The organism is Arenibacter sp. 6A1 (assembly GCF_012272855.1).
In the GTDB taxonomy this organism is placed as follows: Bacteria; Bacteroidota; Bacteroidia; order Flavobacteriales; family Flavobacteriaceae; genus Arenibacter.
Map to the genome: position 1 here is coordinate 132,241 of NZ_JAAXCQ010000005.1, position 18,133 is coordinate 150,373.

The window sequence follows — 18,133 nt, forward strand, 5'->3', positions numbered from 1 at the left end:
AGAAGAAAAATATCAGCTCACCCTTTCCTCTATAAGCGAGGGCGAAAGAAGTGGGATTCCTAATAAAAAAAGATTTAAATTTGACCGAGTAGCACACAAGACTCGGTTGATTTTAAATCTTTTTTATGTTTCATAAAATCATCACTTATTGGAACCTTCATAAATTTCCAATCCTATTTGCGATTGTTAGTATCCTTCTCTACACTAGCTTCGCCTACGATTTGGACCGGAAGGATTTCACTAAGCTGATTACCCTTTTCGCAGGACTATTTTTTTTCTGCTACAAACTCATACAGTTCGAAAAGTGGAACTTTAGGTTCCTTGTGATTACCGGGATTATTTTTAGGCTTATTTTTCTTGGGGCCACTCCCAATCTGTCACAGGACTTTTTTAGGTTTATCTGGGACGGCAACCTTATTGTCCAAGGACTAAACCCATATTTACATCTGCCAATAGATCTTATTGCGCAGGAAGACTTTAGCTTAAACAAGGCCCAACAATTAGTAGTAGGAATGGGCGAACTCAGTGCTTCCAATTATAGCAACTACCCTCCATTAAACCAGTTTATTTTTGCGATCTCCTCCTTATTATCAGGAAAAAGCATTGCCGGCTCCCTACTCATTATGCGCGTTTTTATAATTCTTGCCGATATAGGCATTCTTTATTTTGGCCGTTTATTACTCCTTAAACTGAACAAACCCGTACATCTTATTTTTTGGTATTTCTTAAATCCCTTGATTATCCTAGAATTAACGGGGAACCTTCATTTCGAAGGAGTAATGTTATTCTTTTTTATATGGTCTATGTATCTTTTACACAACAAAAAATGGAAGATTGCTGCCCCGATATACGCCATGTCCATCGCCGTAAAATTGGTACCTATAATATTCCTTCCCCTTTTTATAAAGCATTTGGGGCTAAAGAAAAGCCTGGTTTTTTACAGTCTTGTGGCTGGAGTTTCCGTTTTGTTCTTCTTTCCTTTTTTCAGCGTACAATTTCTAGAGAACTACGCCCAGACTATTGGACTTTGGTTTTCCAATTTTGAGTTTAATGCCGGATTGTACAATCTTGTGAAACACATAGCCGTTTCTTTTGACGCCAAGCCCTGGGAACTTATCAAGGTATATGGAAAAATAACGCCTCCTATCGTTATCACCGTAGTAGGCCTATTCACCTTTTTGGCCGATAATAAAAAGACCCCCACCCTCTTCACCTCCATGGTATGGATTTTAAGCATATATTACCTATTGGCCACCACAGTGCACCCATGGTATATTGTGTTTTTAGTGCTAACTTGCTTATTTACAGACCTTAAACATCCCCTTATATGGTCATTTTTTGTGTTTTTAAGCTATTGGACCTACTCGAATCCCGATTATAAGGAGCATAAAATTATCTTAATCGTTGAGTATATAGCAATTTATGGTTTTATGCTTTATGAAATTATTAAAGCATATAACAAAAAGACAATATTTCGTAAAATTTAATTCATTCTTCTTGTTGGTACAATATTATTTGTACTTTTGAATTAACAATGAATAACAACAAGCACATATTTAATTTTAAGGGGGTTACTAACCTTACTTATTCATTTACGCCTACACGTCGCCGCCCGTAAGGGTGCAATACTTTCATGGAAATAGGTGTGTCCATTTCCCCTCTCGAAAAACCAACAAATAATTTTAATTTTAATTTAAAGCAACATTCAATGAAGATTGTAATTGCTAACGAGTCGCATTTTAAATATGCCGAAGTCATTTGTGATACCATTGCAGAATCTGCAAGAGTAAGGGGTACTGGTATTGCTAAAAGGACTCCCGAATATGTACAAAAAAGGTTGCAAAACGGCAATGCTGTTATTGCCCTTGATGGCGATAAATTTGCCGGTTTCTGCTATATAGAAGTTTGGGGACACGAAAAATTTGTTGCTAATTCCGGACTTATTGTTCATCCAGACTACAGAAATCAAGGTCTGGCGAAAATGATTAAAAAGGAAATTTTTGAACTCTCGAGAAAAAAATTCCCCAATGCCAAGATTTTTGGAATTACCACTGGTCTAGCGGTAATGAAAATGAATTATGAGTTGGGTTATAAACCGGTAACATTTTCAGAGCTTACCAATGACCCCGAGTTCTGGAAAGGCTGTCAAACTTGTAAAAACTTCGATATCCTTACTAGAACAGAACAAAAAATGTGCCTGTGTACCGGCATGCTTTACGATCCGAGTTTGAAAGAAAAGGAAAAAGAAAAGGAGAAGGAAAAGGTAAATTCCAAAGCCTTTACAAGATTGAAAAGTATTAAGGAATCTCTTTTTTTGAAGAAAAAAACAACCTCTTGATAAAATCCTCCTAACCAAGGAGCGACCTATCTTATTGAACCAAATTATAAAAGAATAAAAAAAGCTACAAGAAAAATGAAGAAATTAGTTTTAGCCTATAGCGGTGGATTAGATACATCTTACTGTGCCAAATATTTATCTAAAGACAAAGGATTTGAAGTACATGCCGTAAGTGTAAATACCGGTGGTTTTTCCAAAGAAGAAATAGACACTATCCATCAAAAGGCTTTAGAATTAGGGGCCACTTCATATACTTCTATCGATGCCGTACAGACCTTTTATGACAAGGTAGTAAAGTACCTTATTTTTGGGAATGTTTTAAAAAATAACACCTATCCTCTATCGGTAAGTGCAGAGCGAATTGTACAGGCTATTGAGATTGTCAATTACGCAAAGAAAGTTGGCGCAAAATATATTGCCCACGGAAGTACTGGTGCAGGAAACGACCAGGTGAGGTTCGATATGATTTTTCAGATCATTGCCCCAGAAATAGAAATTATCACTCCTATCCGTGACAATCAATTGTCAAGAGAAGTAGAAATCGCCTATCTAAAAGAAAATGGTGTAGATTATCCTTGGGAAAAAGCTAAATACTCTATTAACAGAGGGCTTTGGGGAACATCCGTTGGAGGTGATGAAACCCTTACATCGCACAAATCGTTACCTGATAATGCTTACCCAAGCCAATTACAGGAAACTGAGGCCCAGCAATTAAAACTTTCTTTTAACAAAGGAGAATTAATTGCCATAGATGGGGAGAACGATACTCCTGTGAACAACATCGTTAAATTAGAGGCTATAGCTTCTAAATATGCCATCGGGAGAGATATCCATGTAGGCGACACTATTATTGGTATCAAGGGAAGAGTCGGATTTGAAGCTCCTGCATCCTTGATTATCATCAAAGCACATCACCTATTAGAAAAACACACCTTGACCAAATGGCAACAATTCCAAAAGGAACAACAAGGGAATTTCTACGGTATGCTATTGCACGAAGGAAATTACTTGGACGAGGTAATGAGAAATATTGAGGCTTTCTTGACCGATACTCAGAAAAATGTTTCTGGTGATGTATATGTTACCCTACACCCATATAGATTTGAATTAAACGGTATAGATTCCTCTCACGATTTGATGAATGCCACTTTTGGCAGTTATGGTGAAATGAACAAAGGTTGGACGTCAGATGATGCCAAAGGCTTTATTAAAATACTTTCTAACTCTGGGAAAATTTATAACCACGTAAACCAAAATCATGATTAAAGCAGGTATCATTGGCGGATCGGGCTATACTGGTGGAGAGCTTATTAGGATCCTTTTAAACCACCCAGAAGTTACGATAGACTTTGTATATAGTACTACTAGAGCAGGAAAACAAGTATCTGGGGCACACCCCGACCTATTGGGAGTTACCGATCTTGTGTTCACCGGCGAAGTTAACAAGAATGTAGATGTCGTTTTCCTATGCCTTGGGCATGGGAATTCTACCAAATTTATCACTGAAAACGAATTTTCCGAAACCACTAGAATTATTGATTTAAGCAATGATTTTAGATTGGCCGCAGATGCTGTCCTAAACGACAAGACTTTTGTATACGGTTTGCCGGAACTCCGCAAAGAAGATATTAAAAAAGCCAAGCATATTGCTAACCCTGGCTGTTTTGCCACGGCTATCCAATTGGCATTATTGCCTTTGGCCAAGGCTAATTTACTAAACCAAGCGGTACATGTAAATGCCGTTACCGGAAGTACTGGTGCCGGAGTAAGCCTATCGCCTACCTCGCACTTTAGCTGGAGAAACAACAACGTTTCTTGGTACAAACCCTTTACGCACCAGCATTTGGGAGAAATAAACGAGAGCTTACACAGCTTACAGCCCCATACGGGCGAATTGTTTTTTCTACCGAACAGGGGAGATTTTACAAGAGGGATCTTAGCAACTGCCTACACCCATTTTGAAGGCAGCTTGGAAGAAGCTTATGAATTGTACAACGATTTTTACAAGGATGCTGCTTTTACCCAAGTGACCGATAACGAGATCAATCTAAAACAAGTGGTCAATACCAACCAATGCCATGTGCATTTGCACAAGTATAACGATACCTTGTTGATTACCTCGGCCATCGATAATTTATTAAAAGGAGCATCGGGGCAGGCAGTACATAATATGAACCTGATCTTCGGATTTAAAGAAACGGAAGGCTTACAGTTGAAGGCCGGTGTTTTTTAAAACACCCACAAACCGACCATTGAAAACCAATCATCACAACAACTAAGAGCATCAAATGAAAATAGCCATAATTGGGGCGGGAAATTTAGGATTGTCCATCGCCAAAGGAATTTTAAATTCTAATGGGGCCACAACCATGTTTTTAACCAAAAGAAATGTAGAAAGCCTACAGCCTTACGAAAAGTATGGTATAGTCACTACCTCCACAAACAATAGGGAGGCCGTAGAAAAATCGGATATCCTAATTTTTGCGGTACAACCTGGGCATTTTGTAAAGATTTTGGAAGAGGTAAAGGACCTTATCACGGATAAACACGTTATTATTTCTACCATCACCGGATTTAGTATTGAAAAGATAGAATCCATTATAGGAGCGGACAATTACATTATCCGAGCCATGCCCAATACGGCTATTTCCGTAGGAAAATCGATGACTTGTATTTGTTGCAATCAAAAAGGCACTAAAAGAGTAGATCTGGCCCTGGCAATTTTTAACAGAATGGGGCATTCTATGCAGATTCCAGAAGACCAAATGCAGGCCGCTACGGTCATATGTGCTAGCGGGATTGCTTTCTGGATGCGATTGATCCGTGCTACCACTCAAGGTGCCATCCAATTAGGTTTCGATGCCAAGGAAGCCCAGGAGTTGGCCATGTATACCTGTAATGGGGCCGCAAGCTTGCTCATAGAATCTGAAAGCCATCCGGAAAAGGAGATCGATAGGGTTACTACCCCTAAAGGCTGTACCATATCTGGACTAAACGAAATGGAACACCAAGGTTTAAGCTCTTCTTTAATCAGAGGGATCGTGACTTCCTTTGAAAAAATCAGTGACATAAAAAAAAACCAACCCAATTAATTTGGCAAACATTAGCCTCTAATCAATCATAATATAAATAGCAATATTACTCATGGAATTATTTGACGTTTACCCCCTATATAACGTAACTCCGGTTTCTGCCAAAGGAATTATAGTTACTGATGACAAAGGCCAGGAATATTTGGATTTTTATGGTGGTCATGCCGTTATTTCCATAGGGCATTCGCACCCTCACTATGTGAACCGCTTAAAAGACCAATTAGACAAAATTGGCTTCTATAGCAATGCGGTACAAAACCCTATCCAAGTAGAATTGGCCCATAAATTAGGGGCTCTTTCTAGCTGTGAAGACTATAATTTATTCCTTTGCAATTCTGGGGCCGAAGCCAACGAAAATGCCTTGAAATTAGCTTCTTTTAAAACAGGAAAATCTAGGGTAATTGCTTTTAAAAATGGTTTTCACGGACGTACTTCTGCAGCAGTAGCCGCTACGGACAACGAAAAAATAAACGCACCTTTAAACAAACAGCAAAAAGTAACGATTCTTCCCTTCGAAGACTTGGAGGCCTTTAAAACCGAAATCGGCAAGGGCGATGTCTGTGGAGTTATTTTAGAATCGATTCAGGGCGTCGGAGGTTTAGACCAACCATCACAGGAGTTCTATCAAAATATAGCTTCCTTATGCAAGGAACACGAGGTTATCCTTATAGCCGACGAAGTTCAATGTGGCTACGGACGAAGCGGTAAGTTTTTTGCCTTTCAACATTTTGGCATCCAGCCCGATATTATCACCATTGCCAAAGGAATGGGGAACGGTTTCCCTATTGGCGGAGTTCTTATTCATAAAAGCATCGAGGCTTCTTATGGGCTTTTAGGAACTACTTTTGGCGGTAATCATTTGGCATGTGCCGCAGGATTGGCAGTTTTGGAAGTCTTGGAAAAAGAAAATTTAATAGAAAATTCTGCCCAACTTTTCGAATATTTTAAAGAAAAGGCTGCCACGATACCTCAAGTAAAGCGGGTCAAAGGAATGGGACTAATGTTGGGATTAGAATTTGATTTTGAAGTTGCGGAACTGCGCAAAAAATTAATTCACAACCAATTTATATTTACCGGTGGCGCTAGTGACAAGCACGTGCTTAGAATACTACCTGCCCTAAATATTACCAGAGAAAATTTAGACCTGTTTTTTGAAGCCCTTAAAACAGAATTGGTATAGGTGTATGGTTACAACAGGCGTACTGAACGCAATACCCTTACCTTGGCCAATGGCTAGCCTTATCAGCCCAGCTATCGGCCAACCATTAGAGTATAATCAATGAAAGGTTTCGGTCTTGTTGCCCTATCCTCTCCATCTTTCAGAATGCACGGATAAAAAGATCAGAAGCCACCTAAGAAGATACAGGAGCCATGGAAAAAATGAAGAAAAAACGCATTTTATTAAAAATAGGGTCCAACACCCTCACCAAGGAAACCAATCATATTTCTCGTGGGAAAATCGAGGATATTGGTAGACAAATAGCCCAATTAAAGGACGAGTACGAGTTTATCATTGTAAGTTCTGGAGCCATCGCTGCGGCCAAACAGTTTGTAAAACTAGAACACAACGGACAGGAAATAACCGTAAAACAAGCCTTGGCAGCTATTGGTCAACCCCATTTAATGCGTATTTTTCAAGAAAATTTTAGGGAATTGGGATTATTTACCTCACAATGTCTTTTGTCGTATTCAGATTTTGAGAAGGAAGTATCCAAGGAAAACATTTGCAATACCATCAGTGTTTTGGTAGCCAATAATTTTATCCCTATTATTAATGAAAACGACACGGTGGCTACCGATGAGATACAGTTTGGGGACAATGATAAATTGGCCGCCCTTACCGCATCGCTTTTAAAGGTCGATTTACTGATCATAGCAACCAATACGGACGGTGTGTACACCAAAGATTCCATAACCAACAAAGATCCGAAAACCATTGAGCTGGTGAGCAGTCTGAGTGAATTACAGAAAGAGGTCAGCTCGGAAAAATCTTCTCTTGGTACCGGAGGTATGCAATCTAAAATAGAAGCGGCGACCATTGCTAGGAACGCCGAAATAGAAACATGGATCGTAAACGGTCTTAAAGATAATTTTATCATCAACGCTATGGGAAACCAAAGCGCTTTTACTAAAATAATATAAGTTACAATGGAACATTATTTATCCTTAAAAGATATAGATTCACTGCCCAATTGGGTAGCAGAGGCAAAATCATTAAAGGCAAATCCACTTCAATATAAATCCCTTGGCGCCGCCAAAACCATCTGCCTTCTTTTTTTCAACAATAGTTTAAGAACCCGTCTTAGTACCCAAAAGGCCGCTATGAATTTAGGCATGGAGGTTATTGTCATGAATTTTGGCAGCGAAGGTTGGGCGTTGGAATACGGCGATGGTACCGTCATGGACCAAGGTACCTCTGAACATATTAAGGAAGCGGCACAGGTAGTAGCCCAGTATTGCGATATTGTAGCTATTAGAGCTTTTGCTTCCCTAACGGACAGAGAAAAAGACGAGGCAGAAGTTGTATTGAACGGCTTTAAAAAATATGCCGGTATCCCCGTCGTTAATATGGAAAGCTCTGTGGGCCATCCGCTACAGTCCCTAGCAGATGCTATTACCCTATCCGAGCAAAATACCAAGGCAAAACCCAAGGTTGTCCTTTCATGGGCACCACACCCTAAGGCGCTGCCCCATGCCGTGGCCAATTCTTTTGTAGAAATGATGCATTTACAAGATGCCGATTTTGTTATTACCCATCCTGAAGGTTATGAACTTAGCCCGGAAGTGACCAAAGGTGCCAAAATAGAATACGACCAAGAAAAAGCCTTGGAAGGAGCCGATTTTGTTTACGTGAAGAACTGGAGCAATTATAAGGATTATGGTAAGGTGTTAAATCAAGATCCGAAATGGACCATGAACGCCAAAAAACTGGGCAATGCCAAATTTATGCACTGTTTACCTGTTAGGAGAAATATCGTCGTAGCCGATGAGGTACTGGACAGTTCCCAATCGCTTGTTATAGAACAAGCCAATAACAGGACCTATGCAGCACAAATAGTGTTGAAAAAATTATTGGAAGGACTGCAGAGCACAGCTACCAATGATTTGAATACAGAGAAATAAGAACATATTAGTAATTACTCCTCCGGGAGCATATTAAGGCAAGGCGATGAAACCAAAACTATCCATTGTAAAAATTGGCGGCAACGTAATCGAAAACGAAGCTGAACTCCATAAATTTCTAGATTTCTTTTCGGAACTAAAAGGCGCTAAAATATTGGTGCACGGTGGCGGAAAATTAGCCACGCAAATTGCAGAACAACTAGGAATAACCTCCCAAATGGTCGGAGGAAGAAGAATCACCGATAAGGAAAGCCTAAAGGTCATCACCATGGTGTACGGTGGCTTGGCCAACAAAAATATTGTAGCACAACTACAAGCTAAAGGCACCAATGCCATAGGCCTCAGTGGTGCCGATGGCAATACCATACAAGCTGTAAAAAGACCCGTAAAAGAAATCGATTATGGTTTTGCCGGGGATGTAGAAAAGGTGAATACCGCTGCGATTGAAAAATTGCTGAAGGCAGATTTTACCCCCGTCTTTTGTGCCATTACCCACAACAAACAAGGACAGCTTTTAAATACCAATGCCGATACCATAGCTTCGGAAATCGCTATAGGTATGAGCAGCGTATTTGAGACTACCCTTTACTACTGCTTTGAAAAGAAAGGCGTTCTATTGGATATTTCCGATGAAAATTCTGTGGTAACCCATATAGAGCCAAAAAAATATCAGGAGTTATTACAAAACAACATCATTGCAGACGGCATGCTACCAAAACTAGAAAACTGTTTTCATGCCCTTAACCAACAGGTGAACAAAGTATGTATTGGAGATATTTCCATGCTACAGCCTTCATCTACTTTATATACCACGATTACCCTATAAATATGGATCAAACAATACTTACGGAAAAAGCCCTGGAATTATTAAAAGAACTCATTTCTATTCCTTCTTTTTCCTCTGAAGAAGATAAAACGGCCGATGCTATAGAACAATGGTTCAAGAGTTTCGACATCCCCTTTAAAAGAGAAAAGAACAATGTCTATGCTTTTAATAAGTATTTTGACGAAAGCAAACCGACCCTTCTTTTAAATTCGCACCACGATACCGTAAAACCAAATTCGGCCTATACCAAAGACCCTTTTCATCCACATATTGAGGACGGAAAACTATTTGGACTGGGAAGTAATGATGCTGGCGGATGTTTAGTGTCCCTTATAGCTACCTTTACGCATTTTTACAGTGCCAAAAACTTAAACCACAACATTATTCTTGTTGCTTCTGCAGAAGAGGAGAGCTCTGGTCCTAACGGATTAAATAGTATGCTGCCCATTCTTCCTAAAATTGATGTTGCTATTGTTGGGGAACCTACCCTGATGAATTTGGCCATTGCAGAAAAAGGCTTGGTTGTTTTTGAAGGCAAGGTAAGCGGAACCCCTTCGCATGCAGCACACCCCAATAACAACAACGCTATTTACAATACCATAGAGGTCTTGCAATGGTTTAAGGACTATCGCTTCCCAAAGGTCTCCGAGGTATTGGGCGAGGTAAAACTTACCGTTACCCAGATTAATGGAGGAAGCCAACACAATGTTGTTCCTGCACATATAGACTTGGTAATAGACGTTAGGGTCAATGACTGTTATACCAACAAGGAAATCGCCGATATATTGACCAAAGAGGCGCCTTGCGAAGTAAAACCCCGCTCTTTGCGCCTAAATTCGTCTTCTATAGACAAAGCCCATCCCTTGGTACTGTCTGGTATAGCTTTAGGCCGTACTACCTACGGCTCACCTACCCTATCGGACCAAGCTACCTTAACCTGCCAATCCCTAAAATTGGGGCCTGGTGATAGTACGCGTTCTCACTCGGCAAATGAGTTTATTTATGTCGAAGAAATAAAAGAAGGAGTAGCGTTGTATATAAAGATCCTTGAAGGATTTTTACAATAACAAGTAGGCAATAATCACTTTTTAAGCAATAGTGAGCCATAAGAAATTAGAGTAATCTGTCGGTTTCGGTAGCATCCGAAACGATAATAAAAAGTATAGAAAACATGAAACTTTGGGATAAAGGATTTAGCACCGATAAAAAAATAGACCATTTTACCGTAGGGAACGATAGGGAGTTGGACCTACTTTTAGCAAAATACGATGTGATTGCCTCTAAGGCACATGCCAAAATGCTTGGAAAGATAGGCTTGTTGACTGCAACGGAATCTGAATCTTTGGTACAGGAATTGGACAATATAGCTGTGACTATAGCCAATGGCGATTTTACCATTGAGGATTCTTTTGAAGATATGCATTCTAAAATTGAATATCTCCTCATTGAAAAATTGGGCGATACCGGTAAAAAAATTCATATGGCACGTTCTCGTAACGACCAGGTTTTGGTAGCCATGCATTTATACCTGAAAAATGAACTCTCAGAAATAAAGGAAGAAACAAAAATCCTTTTCGATTTATTGCTTCAACTTGCCGAAACCCATAAGGAAACGCTATTACCTGGCTATACCCATTTGCAAATAGCCATGCCTTCTTCCTTCGGACTTTGGTTTTCTGCCTATGCCGAAAGTTTAATAGACGATCTTTATTTTGTAGATGCCGCCTATAAGGTTGCCGATCAGAATCCTTTGGGAAGTGCTGCAGGATACGGTAGTTCTTTCCCTATAGACCGTAATTTCACTACCGAGGAATTGGGTTTCCAAGCTATGAAATACAATGTTGTAGCCGCTCAAATGGGGCGTGGAAAAGTAGAAAAGGCTGCCGCCTTCGGAATGAGCAGTATCGCTGCTACCCTTTCTAAAATGTCCATGGATATCTGCCTCTATATGAGCCAGAATTTTGATTTTATCTCCTTCCCCGATGAGCTTACCACGGGGTCGAGTATAATGCCACACAAGAAAAATCCGGATGTCTTTGAATTGATCCGTTCCAAATGTAATAAGATACAGTCCGTGCCCAACCAATTGATCCTAATCACCAACAACCTGCCCAGTGGTTACCACAGAGACCTACAATTGGTAAAAGAAGTGATCGTACCCGCTATTCAGGATTTAAAGGCATGTTTAGAGATCCTTACCTTTAGCTTAAAGGAAATTAAGGTAAACAAAAGTATATTGGAAGACCCAAAATACGATTACCTATTCAGTGTCGATACCCTTAATGAATTGGTATTGACCGGAATGCCGTTTAGAGATGCTTATAAGCAAATGGGGCAGGAAATAAATGCCGGCACCTTCAGTCCTAAGCGCGATATTAAACATACTCACGAGGGCAGCTTAGGCAATTTATGTCTGGCTGAGATCAGCAAAAAAATGGACAAAATAACCGGGAAATAATCCCCATACCATTTAGACTAGGTTTGTCCACAAAATAAAAAGCCCCCTCTTTTAAAAAGAAGGGGCTTTTTACTTTTAACAAGCCTGGCTGGCGTCCTTATTTTAGTATACCAGCTTAATTAACTACCGAACGGCCAGTTGTCTCTTATAAGGAGCATTTATGGCTTGGCATTATATTTAGATCAAACCTCTGCCCCCTATTAGTCCTCACTGCCCCAAGGTGCACTGGGGGTGTCTACTTCCTTGGAAAGGTCAAACTTCACGGAAAAGAATCTATCCGAACCTATTCTTCTTAGATTATAAGTGAAAGAGGTATCGTCCAAAGTAATCCACCACACATTATTAGAGGCATGGGCTAGCAGGTTTGAAGTAAACTGGTCTGCCGGAAAAAATTGTATTCCCGCCAATCCAGTGTTCGTACTTAGTCCGCCGTACTGGGTTACCTCGTCATCGGAACCATCCTTCCTTCTATGGTCGTGTTTTAATAAGATTAAATTATCGTCGCCCTTGGTAAGCACCCAAGTTCTGGACTTGTCCTCGCCCACAAAAAACGGTATCCTTATCTCGTTTTCGCCACAGGCACGAACGTGCATGATCAATTTTTCGCCTGTAAAACCATCGCCTTCCTTGCCTCCTGCCACAATCACCCCTTCATATGCCTTGCCACAATGGGTCGTTAACGAATTCCAAAATTGAACAGATCCCGGCACCTCCTGCCCCATCATTTGGAGCGGTACTGCCAATAAAATAAAAAGAAGTTTTTTCATGCCTCCAAGATATGTAATTATTTAATGATGGCAAGTCCATCTAGAGTACTCAAAACAGCAAGGAGGGAAAATAAAAATGCCCTTTAGAGAAATTCTCCAAAGGGCATTTTATATGTTGAAAAGAATATTATCTGATCATACCAAGATTGATTATTTCCTGCTCGGTAAGGTATCTCCAATGCCCGCGTGGCAAATCTTTTTTAGTAAGACCTGCATACACTACTCGGTCCATCTTTACTACCTCATACTCCAGTTGCTCAAAAATACGACGTACGATGTTATTCCTAGTGCTCTTAAGCTCAATACCCACTTCTTTCTTAGAGGCATTTTCTATAAAACTAATGTCATCAACTCTAACAATACTTTCATCGACCATGATCCCTTCCTTAATTTTAAGAAGGTCTTCTCCTCTTAAATTCTTGTTTAGTTCTACATGAAATATTTTACGCAAGCCATTTTTTGGCGTGGTAAGCCTTTTGGTAAGTTCGCCATCATTGGTGAACAAAACTAAACCTGTGGTCAAATTATCCATTTTTCCAACGATGGAAAGTTTAGATTTTGAAGCACTCGATATTAACGAAGCCGCAGTTCTTCTTCCTCTTTCATCCTTGGACGAGGTTACAAAATCCTTTGGCTTGTTTAATAATACATATTCTCTTTTCTCTGGATTCAATAAACGACCATCAAACTTTACTTCATCGGTAAGTTTTACTTTAAAACCCATTTCAGTAATAGGTTTTCCGTTCACCGTTACACTCCCTGCAGAGATATAAATATCGGCATCCCTTCTAGAACAAACCCCAGAATTCGCCACATATCTATTTAATCTCATTGTATTCGGATCTGAAGGCCTTTTTGGCGCTTCCTTCTTTTCTATTGGGGCATTCCCCCTCGCATTTCTCTTTCCTAAAGGGGCGTTTCCCCTGGCATGGCTCTTTTTCTTGAAATTTCCTCCCTGTCTACCTGAAGCCTTTTTGTCATTATTAGATTCTGACCTACTCATATGTACTTTTATTTATTGCAAAGGTAGCAAAGGAAACAATATGATATTGCTATTGTGGCGTTTATTCCTTATTCTTAGAAAATTCTATTGAGAACCAAATCCACATCGATCAATAAAATACTAAAAACTCCTACAACAATGATCATTTTCAGAATATTATGTAACCACACATAGTGTTTTTTGGAGTTCGATTTCTTTAATAAGATTAAAAATCCCAACTGTAAAAACATGCAGACCATAAAATACAAATACATATACCCCACATCAAAATAGGCTATTAAAAGCAAGGAAGGAAGCCACGATAACGCTATTAAAAGTCCAATCCCTATCTTGGAATATTTGACCCCGTACAATATGGGAATGGTTTTATAATTCTGCGCCAAGTCTCCTACAATATTTTCTAAGTCCTTGATCATTTCCCGGGCCAATATCAATAAAAACAAAAAGGTAGCATGTACAAAAATAACGGTGTCGAAATTCTTGTAATACACAAAAACGGCAAAAAAGGGAGCAATGGCCAAGGTGGCCGAAACAAAATTCCCTAAAAATGGCAACCTTTTTAATTTGTGGGAATACAACCATATTCCAAAAATATACGCCGCACAGAACACTACTGCCCTAAAGGAAACATAACTGGCCATAAAGGCCGATAGGAAATTAAGGAGAAAATAAGTGCTTAACTTGGTATGTTGGCTCACCAACCGATCTAATTGGCTCTTTCTAGGCTTATTGATCAGGTCTTTCTCGGCGTCGTAGAAATTGTTGATTATATAGCCCCCAGCAATAGCTAAGGAAGTAGCAATCACTATAAACAATAAATTTAGGTCAAAAACGACCCTTCTGACCGGGAGATAATGGGCTAGAATAAATATGGAGGCCAAGTATTGGGCCAATACAATGATAACAATATTATACCCCCGAACTACAGAAAACAAGCTCAGGAATTTTAATATCAAGAGCTTGTTTTTTCTATTAAGCATAAAGAATTCTTTAGAAGTTATATACTACCTCTAATTTATAGCCCTTAAGGGCCTTTTGTGCTTTTTTAAAATCTTCGGTAAAGCCTAATATATAACCGCCCCCACCAGAGCCGCAGAGTTTTAAATAGTACTCGTTAGAATCTATGCCCTGTTTCCATAGCTTGTGGAATTCTACCGGGATCATAGGCTTAAAATTATCCAAAACAACATTGGACAATTGTTTTAAATTGCCGAATAAAGACTTCACATTACCATTGATAAAGTCTTCTACACAGGCATCGGTATGTTTAATAAACTGGTTTTTAAGCATGGCTCTAAAACCTTCGTGTTTCATTTGTTCCATAAACAATTGCACCATAGGAGCAGTTTCTCCTGTACTACCACTGTCTAATAAAAATACGGCGCCCCTACCCTCTAAATTCTGGGAAGGGATACTCGTAGATTCTATATTGTCTTTGGAGTTTATAAGAATTGGCAAGCTTAAATAACTATTTAAAGGATCTAAGCCCGAAGAGGTTCCGTGAAAGAACGACTCCATTTTACCAAAAACAGTTTTTAATGTAAGCAGTTTTTCGCGGGTAAGATTTTCTAAGACAGTAATCTTTTCTTTGGCATACTTGTCATAAATAGCGGCTACTAATGCGCCACTACTACCAACACCATACCCCTGAGGAATAGAACTGTCAAAATACATGCCGTTGGCTATATCCTGGTTTAAAGCCTCTATATCAAAAGAGACCAAATCAGCATTTTCTTCCTGCATCACGGCCAAATATTCGGCATAGGCCTTTAGACTGCTATTCGAGGTTTTTGCTACTTCGCTAAGCTGGGTGTCAGATTTTAAGGCTCCCTTAAAGAAATTATAAGGAATAGATAGTCCCTTAGAATCTTTAATAATCCCATATTCTCCGAACAATAATATTTTTGAGTAAAATAATGGTCCCTTCATAATTAAGTAGGCATATTAATACCTGGGATAATGTTTATTAATAACGTTTAAAAGTCCTAGATATGATATTAAGTTACAGTTTTCTTGCACCATATCCAATTTTGTCGCAAATATACTGCCCGTTTTCGCAATATGCAACCAACTCATCTTTAATAAATTGAATTACTAAATCTTTTTCGTTGGCCGGATACAGCACATGCACATTTGCACCTGCATCTAAGGTAAAACAAATATGGGTATTGGAAGCTTCCCTAAACGCCCAAATTTTATTGATAATCTCAAGAGTATTGGGTTTCATCAAAATAAAATAAGGCATAGAAGTCATCATCATCGCATGTAAGGTCAAGGCCTCACTTTCTACGATCTTTATAAATTCGGATAAATTCCCTTCTTCAAAGACCGACTGTAATTTAAACAGGTTTTCGTGCGCCTGAGCGAACCTTTGGCTTGCAAAAGGATGCTCGTGCATTAAATTATGGCCTACACTACTGCTCACCTGTTTTTGCCCTTTATCTACTAAAAGAATGGTATCCTGAAAATCTTTAAAAACCTCATGAACCTTGTACGGATATTTAATCCCATACAGATCAGAACTCCCCTGGGTTTCTTCATGACTGCCCCACTGTATAATATCGCCTTCGATACTTCTACAGGCACTACCAGAGCCCAGCCGTGCCAAAAAGGAGGCCTTTTTATTAAAATATTCCGCCGTCATACCCGGATTCAGTTCCCTTTCCAGCTCCATCAAACATAGGGCCAAGGCCGACATGCCACTTGCCGAAGACGCGATACCGCTACTATGGGGAAAAGAATTGGAGGTGCGTATAATAAAATGATAAGACTTTAAAAAGGGCAAATACCCTTCTATCCTATTAAGGAATGTCTTAATTTTTGGTTTAAAATCTTCTTTGGACTTGCCTTCGAAAAAAAGATCGAACGAAAAATCACTGGCCGCCTGTTCCAATTTGGTATAGGCCACTTCTGTGGTCGTAGCACAATGGTCCAACGTAAAACTGATCGATGGGTTGGCCGGAATCTGATGGTCTTTTTTTCCCCAATATTTTACCAAGGCGATATTACTGGGCGATTTATACGAAACTACTCCCGTGGCCTTGTCATTTGTATACGCTACAGGAATAAAATCTTTTTCAGTCATAATACAAAGAATTTTTACAAAGATAGTTTTTAACCCATCTTACCATAGTCGCTGTTAAAATAAATTGTTAAATTAGACGTCTCACAACTAAACTTTGAAAAAAAAAATAACCTATATCACAATAGCAGTGGCGGTATGCCTACTGGTTGGATTTCTATCGAGTTTTGCCACACAATCCTCTATAAACAGCTGGTATGTAACGCTTAACAAGCCAAGTTTTAATCCCCCAAACTGGATTTTCGCTCCGGTATGGACCATCCTATATATTATGATGGGCATTGCCGCCGGAATCGTATGGGCCAAAGGATTTTATCATATTTGGGTAAAAACAGCCCTCTACCATTTCTGCTTCCAACTGTTGCTAAACGCCCTTTGGAGCATCACCTTTTTTGGCTTTCAAAACACTTTAGGCGCCCTATTCATTATCATTGCCCTAATCGTTTTGTTAGGCTTCACCATAAAATGGTTTAGAATAGTGAACAAAACCGCGGCCCACCTATTAATCCCCTATTTTTTATGGCTTTGTTTTGCGGCCGTTCTAAATTTTAAAATCTGGGAATTAAACTAATTTTTTTAGATTTTTCCGCTATTCAATGTATTCCTAATCCCGGTATCCATTCGCACCATATTTTGGGCGTTCCCTCCTTCGTCGGTCGGGCCTTTAGCTATATCCCTTGCGCTGCTGCGGGGATGCCGCCGCAGTCCCTAACGCGGGGTAGCAATGAACATTAAACAATATGGGAAGGGATTCGTTTATGTAAAATGGCAACGTATATTTAATGGATCAATAAGTCATAACGCCCCGTAGTCCCGTATTTCTAAGATTAGGTATTGATATCTGATGCTGCTACCTACCTATTGGAAATTTACTATCGCTAAGCCTTATTCTGCCAGTGCCAAGACCCGCTCCATGGTCGTAAAATTTCTTGTGGTTGCGATTACCTTTAGTTGCCTTTCAAAAAAATTATTGTTGCATTTGGCCCTGCCATATCCGTTATGGCATTTTAAATAAATATACTGATCGGTCATTAAAAATTGCTCGTTCGGAAAACTTTTCCCTGTTAGTTCTTGCGCTAATCCAAGGTTTGGAATGGTATGTAGCAGTACAAAATAGTTTTTTGTAAGACCCTGCTCCTCTTCTTCCTCAAAAGGCCAATTCTTGACAATCTCTGTTAGTTGTGATAGGGTTTTTACCAAAACCTCAACTTCCAAACGAAAGGAACCTACTATAGCATCCTTAATTTTCCCTTCTATGATTTCTGTAGCTACTCCTTCAAATTCAAAAACGACATTTCCGCTCTGCAAATAGCTTTTTACATTCAAAAATCCCGAATCTTCCAACAGCTGCCTTAATTCGGCCATTTTAATTTTCTTTTGTCCACTTACATTAATCCCTCTCAAAAAGGCTACAAAAATAGGCATCGCTATAATATTTAATTAG

18 protein-coding genes are annotated in these 18,133 nt (G+C 39.4%); 12 read left to right on the forward strand and 6 right to left on the reverse strand.

The annotated features are described in order from the left end of the window. Positions 1 to 125: 125 nt before the first annotated feature. The 11 genes from HCG49_RS05900 to argH all read left to right on the forward strand — a co-directional run bounded on the left by HCG49_RS05900 (position 126) and on the right by argH (position 11,837). Complete coding sequence (locus HCG49_RS05900) at positions 126 to 1,487, forward strand: mannosyltransferase (protein ID WP_168468615.1); 1,362 nt, start codon at positions 126 to 128, stop codon at positions 1,485 to 1,487. Positions 1,488 to 1,708: 221 nt separating this feature from the next. Continuing rightward, the gene (locus HCG49_RS05905; RefSeq protein ID WP_168468616.1) at positions 1,709 to 2,338 is read left to right on the forward strand and encodes a GNAT family N-acetyltransferase; all 630 of its coding nucleotides are present in this window, start codon (positions 1,709 to 1,711) and stop codon (positions 2,336 to 2,338) included. 75 nt (positions 2,339 to 2,413) lie between these two features. Further along, positions 2,414 to 3,604: an argininosuccinate synthase gene (argG, locus tag HCG49_RS05910; protein ID WP_168468617.1), complete on the forward strand. Its 1,191-nt coding sequence runs from the start codon at positions 2,414 to 2,416 to the stop codon at positions 3,602 to 3,604. After that, positions 3,597 to 4,571 (forward strand): N-acetyl-gamma-glutamyl-phosphate reductase, encoded by a 975-nt coding sequence (argC, locus tag HCG49_RS05915; protein WP_168468618.1) that lies wholly within the window; start codon positions 3,597 to 3,599, stop codon positions 4,569 to 4,571. The genes argG and argC overlap by 8 nt, the downstream gene beginning before the upstream one ends. Positions 4,572 to 4,626: 55 nt before the next feature. Then, positions 4,627 to 5,430 (forward strand): pyrroline-5-carboxylate reductase, encoded by an 804-nt coding sequence (gene proC / locus HCG49_RS05920; protein ID WP_168468619.1) that lies wholly within the window; start codon positions 4,627 to 4,629, stop codon positions 5,428 to 5,430. Between the two features lie 52 nt (positions 5,431 to 5,482). Beyond that, positions 5,483 to 6,610 carry an aspartate aminotransferase family protein gene (locus HCG49_RS05925; RefSeq protein WP_168468620.1) on the forward strand — a complete coding sequence of 376 codons (1,128 nt, stop codon included), beginning with the start codon at positions 5,483 to 5,485 and terminating at the stop codon, positions 6,608 to 6,610. 200 nt (positions 6,611 to 6,810) lie between these two features. Then, positions 6,811 to 7,572, forward strand: a complete 762-nt coding sequence (gene proB / locus HCG49_RS05930) for a glutamate 5-kinase (protein WP_168468621.1) — start codon at positions 6,811 to 6,813, stop codon at positions 7,570 to 7,572. Positions 7,573 to 7,578: 6 nt separating this feature from the next. Beyond that, a complete protein-coding gene (locus HCG49_RS05935) occupies positions 7,579 to 8,553 on the forward strand; it encodes an acetylornithine carbamoyltransferase (protein WP_168468622.1) in 975 nt (324 codons plus the stop codon). Between the two features lie 46 nt (positions 8,554 to 8,599). Further along, the gene (gene argB / locus HCG49_RS05940) at positions 8,600 to 9,379 is read left to right on the forward strand and encodes an acetylglutamate kinase (RefSeq protein ID WP_168468623.1); all 780 of its coding nucleotides are present in this window, start codon (positions 8,600 to 8,602) and stop codon (positions 9,377 to 9,379) included. 2 nt (positions 9,380 to 9,381) lie between these two features. Continuing rightward, the gene (locus HCG49_RS05945; RefSeq protein ID WP_168468624.1) at positions 9,382 to 10,446 is read left to right on the forward strand and encodes a M20 family metallo-hydrolase; all 1,065 of its coding nucleotides are present in this window, start codon (positions 9,382 to 9,384) and stop codon (positions 10,444 to 10,446) included. 104 nt (positions 10,447 to 10,550) lie between these two features. Further along, entirely contained in the window at positions 10,551 to 11,837 is a 1,287-nt protein-coding gene (argH, locus tag HCG49_RS05950; protein WP_168468625.1) for an argininosuccinate lyase, read from the forward strand. A 200-nt stretch (positions 11,838 to 12,037) separates the two neighbouring features. On the opposite strand, the gene HCG49_RS05955 is transcribed toward argH, so the two are convergent. The 5 genes from HCG49_RS05955 to HCG49_RS05975 all read right to left on the reverse strand — a co-directional run bounded on the left by HCG49_RS05955 (position 12,038) and on the right by HCG49_RS05975 (position 16,692). Then, a complete protein-coding gene (locus HCG49_RS05955) occupies positions 12,038 to 12,604 on the reverse strand; it encodes a hypothetical protein (RefSeq protein ID WP_168468626.1) in 567 nt (188 codons plus the stop codon). Between the two features lie 127 nt (positions 12,605 to 12,731). After that, entirely contained in the window at positions 12,732 to 13,607 is an 876-nt protein-coding gene (locus HCG49_RS05960; RefSeq protein ID WP_168468627.1) for a pseudouridine synthase, read from the reverse strand. A gap of 74 nt (positions 13,608 to 13,681) precedes the next feature. After that, entirely contained in the window at positions 13,682 to 14,587 is a 906-nt protein-coding gene (locus tag HCG49_RS05965) for a geranylgeranylglycerol-phosphate geranylgeranyltransferase (protein ID WP_168468628.1), read from the reverse strand. Between the two features lie 10 nt (positions 14,588 to 14,597). Next, the gene (locus tag HCG49_RS05970) at positions 14,598 to 15,536 is read right to left on the reverse strand and encodes a mevalonate kinase (protein ID WP_168468629.1); all 939 of its coding nucleotides are present in this window, start codon (positions 15,534 to 15,536) and stop codon (positions 14,598 to 14,600) included. Between the two features lie 73 nt (positions 15,537 to 15,609). Continuing rightward, positions 15,610 to 16,692, reverse strand: coding sequence for a diphosphomevalonate/mevalonate 3,5-bisphosphate decarboxylase family protein (locus HCG49_RS05975; RefSeq protein WP_168468630.1), 1,083 nt, complete (start codon positions 16,690 to 16,692; stop codon positions 15,610 to 15,612). A 94-nt stretch (positions 16,693 to 16,786) separates the two neighbouring features. Here HCG49_RS05975 and HCG49_RS05980 point away from each other — a divergent pair, with 94 nt between their 5' ends. Further along, positions 16,787 to 17,260 (forward strand): TspO/MBR family protein, encoded by a 474-nt coding sequence (locus HCG49_RS05980; protein WP_168468631.1) that lies wholly within the window; start codon positions 16,787 to 16,789, stop codon positions 17,258 to 17,260. A 314-nt stretch (positions 17,261 to 17,574) separates the two neighbouring features. Here the strand turns inward: HCG49_RS05980 and HCG49_RS05985 are convergent, their stop codons facing one another. Continuing rightward, positions 17,575 to 18,114, reverse strand: a complete 540-nt coding sequence (locus HCG49_RS05985; protein ID WP_168468632.1) for a DUF1697 domain-containing protein — start codon at positions 18,112 to 18,114, stop codon at positions 17,575 to 17,577. Positions 18,115 to 18,133 lie beyond the last annotated feature (19 nt).